Here is a 4,592-nt window from a genome sequence, read left to right on the forward strand (position 1 = left end):
GATGCCGATCTGGCGGAACAGGCCTTCCATGCCGAAGGTACGGGCTTCGTCGGCCACGATCGGCACGATGTGCGGGCCCAGTTCCTTGTCGCGCAGGGTGATGTTGAGGCTCTGCACGAAGGCCATGGTGGTGGAGTAGCTGCGCTCGCCGCTGCTCTTGAGCAGGCGCTCGTAGCTTTCCAGCTTGGGTGCGTTGAAGCTCTTGGTGGCCTTGCGACGGCGCTGCGGCAGGTAACCACCCAGGGCGGCGCGGCGTTCCTGCAGGTACTTCACTTCCGGCGAATCCGGGCCCGGGTGGTAGAACGGCACCTGGCCGTCGGCCAGCTGGGCGTCGGTCACCGGGATGTTGAAGCGGTCGCGGAAGTGGCGGACGGCGTCGTCGTCCAGCTTCTTGGTCTGGTGGGTCGGGTTCAGTGCTTCGCCCGCGCTGCCCATGCCGTAGCCCTTGACCGTCTTGGCCAGGATCACAGTGGGCATGCCCTTGGTGTTCACGGCTTCGTGGTAGGCGGCATACACCTTGTGCGGGTCGTGGCCACCACGGTTGAGGCGCCAGATGTCGTCGTCGGACAGGCCGGCGACCATGGCTGCGGTTTCCGGGTACTTGCCGAAGAAATGCTCGCGCGTGTACGCGCCGCCGAAGGCCTTGCAGTTCTGGTACTCGCCGTCGACGGTTTCCATCATCAGCTTGCGCAGGACGMCGTTGGTGTCCTTGGCCAGCAGGGCATCCCAGTAACCGCCCCACAGCAGCTTGATGACATTCCAGCCGCCGCCACGGAACACGCCTTCCAGTTCCTGGATGATCTTGCCGTTGCCGCGCACCGGGCCATCGAGGCGCTGCAGGTTGCAGTTGACCACGAAGATCAGGTTGTCCAGTCCTTCACGGCCGGCCAGGGCGATGGCGCCGAGGGTTTCCGGCTCGTCGCTCTCGCCGTCGCCGATGAAGCACCACACCTTGCGGTCGGACTTTTCGATCAGGCCACGGTTTTCCAGGTAACGCAGGAACTGCGCCTGGTAGATGGCGGCGAGCGGGCCCAGGCCCATGGACACGGTGGGGGTCTGCCAGTAATCGGGCATCAGCCACGGGTGCGGGTAGCTGGACAGGCCGCCACCGTCGACTTCCATGCGGAACTTGTCCAGCTGCTGCTCGTCGATGCGGCCTTCCAAGAAGGAGCGCGCATAGATGCCCGGGGCGCTGTGGCCCTGGATGAAGAGCAGGTCGCCGGGATGGTTGTCGCTGGGGGCGCGCCAGAAGTGGTTGAAGCCCACGTCATACAGCGTGGCGCCGGAGGCGAAGGAGGCGATGTGGCCGCCCAGGTCGCCGGGCTTGCGGTTGGCGCGCACGACGGTGGCCATCGCGTTCCAGCGGATGATGGAACGAATGCGCCATTCCAGTTCGGCGTTGCCCGGGCTCTTGGCCTCCAGGGTCGGCGCGATGGTGTTCACGTACTCGGTGGTGGGAGAGAACGGCAGGTACGCGCCCGAACGACGGGTCAGCTCCACCATGCCTTCCAACAGTTGATGCGCGCGCTCAGGGCCCTCGACATCAATTACGGCCTTCAGCGACTCGATCCATTCCTGGGTTTCCACAGGATTCGGGTCGTTGTTCAGCACCTCGTTCAACCAGTTCATTTGCGCTCCCATGACCGCACGCACGCGCGCGACTGTTTTAGATTTCTAGCCGCAAAGTGTAGCGCACCAAGGGGTTTGCTTACTTCGCTACGGGTGCGTATGGAGGGGGATGGGGCTGTCTTTGGGACAGTGGGGGGACAGGTTGGGGGTGTGGGGGCGTGGTTCCACGCGGGGTTTTGGCTGGGTTTGTGCGATGGGTGGGGTGTTGAAGGGGGACGGTGCGGGCGTGTGGGGCGTTTGTGGGGTGGGGGTTGGCGTGGTGGGGTTGGTGTGGAACATGGTGGTTGTGGGGGAGTGTGGTGGGGACTGTTCCATGCCGGGTACGCAGCGTCGCGGTGGCGGAGGTGGGTTGGCCTTCGGAAGGGCCGCGCTGCGCGCGGCCAGCCGGGCATGGCCCGGCTCTACCAGGTGGGTCGCGTGGTCGTGGGTTGGTCGCGTGGTCGTGGGAGGGTCGCGTGATCGTGGGTGGGTCGCGTGGTCGTGGGAGGGTCGCGTGATCGTGGGTGGGTCGCGTGGTCGTGGGTTGGTCGCGTGGTCGTGGGTTGGTCGCGTGGTCGTGGGAGGGTCGCGTGATCGTGGGTGGGTCGCGTGGTCGTGGGWGGGTCGCGTGATCGTGGGTGGGTCGCGTGATCGCGGGTGGGTCGCGTGATCGCGGGTGGGTCGCGTGATCGCGGGTGGGTCGCGTGATCGCGGGGGCAACGCGGGGTTACGGGTGGGTCGCGTGATCGCGGGGGAACGCGCGGTTTACGGGTGAGGCGCGGGGTCGTGGGTGGGTCGCGTGATTTCTGGCGGGTCGCGCAGTTACGCGTGCGTCGCGCGATCATGGGTTTATGCCGCAGTGAGGATCGGCCGCTTGGTGGCGCGGGCGCCAGCGGGTGATGAGTGGGTGGAGAGATAGGGGCGCGCGGGTTGGGTTGGGTTGGGTTGGGCAGTTGGCCGGGCCATTCGACCTGGGTCTATGGACCTGAACGCATCCCTGCCGTGTTGTCTCCGAGGGTGGATGTGGTCATGATTTCGATATATCGTTCCGTCACTTCATTCGATATATCGAAATGACCGCTCCGCGTGACCTCGATCGCCCTGCCCGCCCGTTGACCGCCCGGCCCCTCAGCCGCGGCGATCTGCGTTTGCTGGTGTTGGCGCTGCTGGGTGAGCAGCCGCGGCATGGCTATGAGCTGATCCAGCTGATCAGCGACATGTTCGTGCGGGTGTATACGCCCAGTGCGGGCTCGATCTACCCGGTGCTGGCGCAGTTCGAGGCGGCCGGTTGGGTGGGCGCGGTCGAGGACGGTGGGCGCAAGCGCTACCAGCTCAGTGCGCTGGGCCTGGCCGAGCTGGCCGCGCAGCGCGAGGAGGTGGACGCGGCGCTGCAGCGGGTGCGGGCCAGCGCGCGCACGATCACCAAGGCCAACCTGCCGCCGAGCGTGCGCGATGGCCTGCGCGAGTTGAAGCATGCGCTGGCCCTGTGCCACGGCCGCTGGAACGAGGACAACGCGGCCAGCGTGGCGCAGGCGCTGCGCGAGGCGGCCGCGGTGATCCGTGGGCAAGGACGCTGAGATGCCCTCCCCGTTTTTTCAATGCATTCGACCCAGCCAGCCCCGGCCAGCCAGGTCATCCCCCTACGCCGCACTGCGGCGCATTTGCTGACAGGTGTTCCCCATGGCTTTGCATGAAAACAAGCTGGTACGTCATACCGTGAAGTTCCGCCCCCTGCAGGTGCTGCGCACCGAGGAGATCAGCCCGTGCATGCGTCGGGTGATCGTGGGCGGGCCGGCACTGGAAGGCTTTGTGTCGCTGTCGCCGGACGACCACGTGAAGCTGTTCTTCCCCAATGCGGAGGGGCAGTTCGTGGTGCCGACGATGACCGCCGAGGGCCCGCGCTACCCGGAAGGGCAGACGCCCTCACCGTCGCGCGATTACACCCCGCGCTGGTGGGACCTGGACACCTGTGAGCTCGCGCTGGATTTCGTCCTGCACGGGCATGGCGTGGCCTCGAGCTGGGCGGCCAATGCGCAGCCGGGCGACGCGATTGCCGTGGGTGGGCCGCGTGGCTCGCACGTGACGGCGCCGGATTTCGATACCTATGTGCTGATCGGCGATGAGACCGCGCTGCCGGCGATCGGCCGCTGGCTGGAGACGCTGCCGGACGGCGCGCAGGCTGATGTGTATATCGAAATCCCCGACTCGGCCGACCGCCAGGAGCTGCCCGAGGACGACCGGATCCGGGTGTCGTGGCTGGAGCGCAACGGCTTCGATGCGGTGAGCAGCACGCTGCTGGAGGATGTGCTGACCGATTTCGAGGAACCGGAGGGCGATACGTTCTACTGGATCGCCACCGAGTCGCGCCGGGCGCGGATGATGCGCAAGTACATCGAGGGGCACCTGGGCGTGCCCAAGGACTGGATCCGCTCGACCGGCTACTGGAAGGCCCACGCCGACGAGCACGACGGCGACTGAGCCCGCGACGGGCACCGGCTGCGGATGCGACAATCGCGTTTTGGGCCGGTGCTTTTCCATGCAAGCAGTTTCTTCTTCGGCGCTGACCGACCTGATCGACCGCGCCGAGCGTGCCGACCCCGCGTTGGATACGGCCTTGAACGCGGTGGCGCCTTCGGTGGGCGGCAATGTCGCACCGCTGCGCACGGCGTTGGTGCCGCTGGCACAGGCGCAGCTGGCGCTGCTGCAGGCCAACGCGGATATCGCGCTCGTGGCCGATGAGCTGCGCCGTTACCAGAAGTTTGCCGCGCCGGGTAAGCCGAGCCTGCAGATCGTGCAGCTGCGCAAGCAGCAGGCGGCTGTGAAGCAGGCGGCGCTGATCGCGCGGCAGGGTTTTGCGCAGGCCACGCATGCGTTTCTGCGTGACAGCGGGTTGACCGCGCCAACGCGGCGGCTGCCGACGGATTTTGCTACCGGGTGGTTGGGCAAGGTGGCAGCGACGGTTGCCGCAGGCTGACCCGTAGAGC

The 4,592-nt window shown here is 66.8% G+C and carries 4 protein-coding genes; 3 read left to right on the forward strand and 1 reads right to left on the reverse strand.

What is annotated here, in order from left to right; translation table 11 throughout:
- The coding region (gene aceE, locus AC1DQP_RS16835; protein WP_478052049.1) for a pyruvate dehydrogenase (acetyl-transferring), homodimeric type at positions 1-1,629 on the reverse strand (1,629 nt) is incomplete at its 3' end.
- Positions 1,630-2,681: 1,052 nt separating this feature from the next.
- On the opposite strand from aceE, the gene AC1DQP_RS16840 reads away from it, so the two are divergent.
- From AC1DQP_RS16840 to AC1DQP_RS16850, 3 genes are all read left to right on the forward strand, one after another.
- Complete coding sequence (locus AC1DQP_RS16840) at positions 2,682-3,185, forward strand: PadR family transcriptional regulator (protein ID WP_256775081.1); 504 nt, start codon at positions 2,682-2,684, stop codon at positions 3,183-3,185.
- 103 nt (positions 3,186-3,288) lie between these two features.
- Positions 3,289-4,086 carry a siderophore-interacting protein gene (locus AC1DQP_RS16845; RefSeq protein ID WP_457318624.1) on the forward strand — a complete coding sequence of 266 codons (798 nt, stop codon included), beginning with the start codon at positions 3,289-3,291 and terminating at the stop codon, positions 4,084-4,086.
- Between the two features lie 58 nt (positions 4,087-4,144).
- Positions 4,145-4,582, forward strand: coding sequence for a hypothetical protein (locus tag AC1DQP_RS16850; RefSeq protein ID WP_256775079.1), 438 nt, complete (start codon positions 4,145-4,147; stop codon positions 4,580-4,582).
- The last annotated feature ends 10 nt before the right edge of the window (positions 4,583-4,592 follow it).

Source organism: Stenotrophomonas sp. P5_A8 (assembly GCF_056400545.1).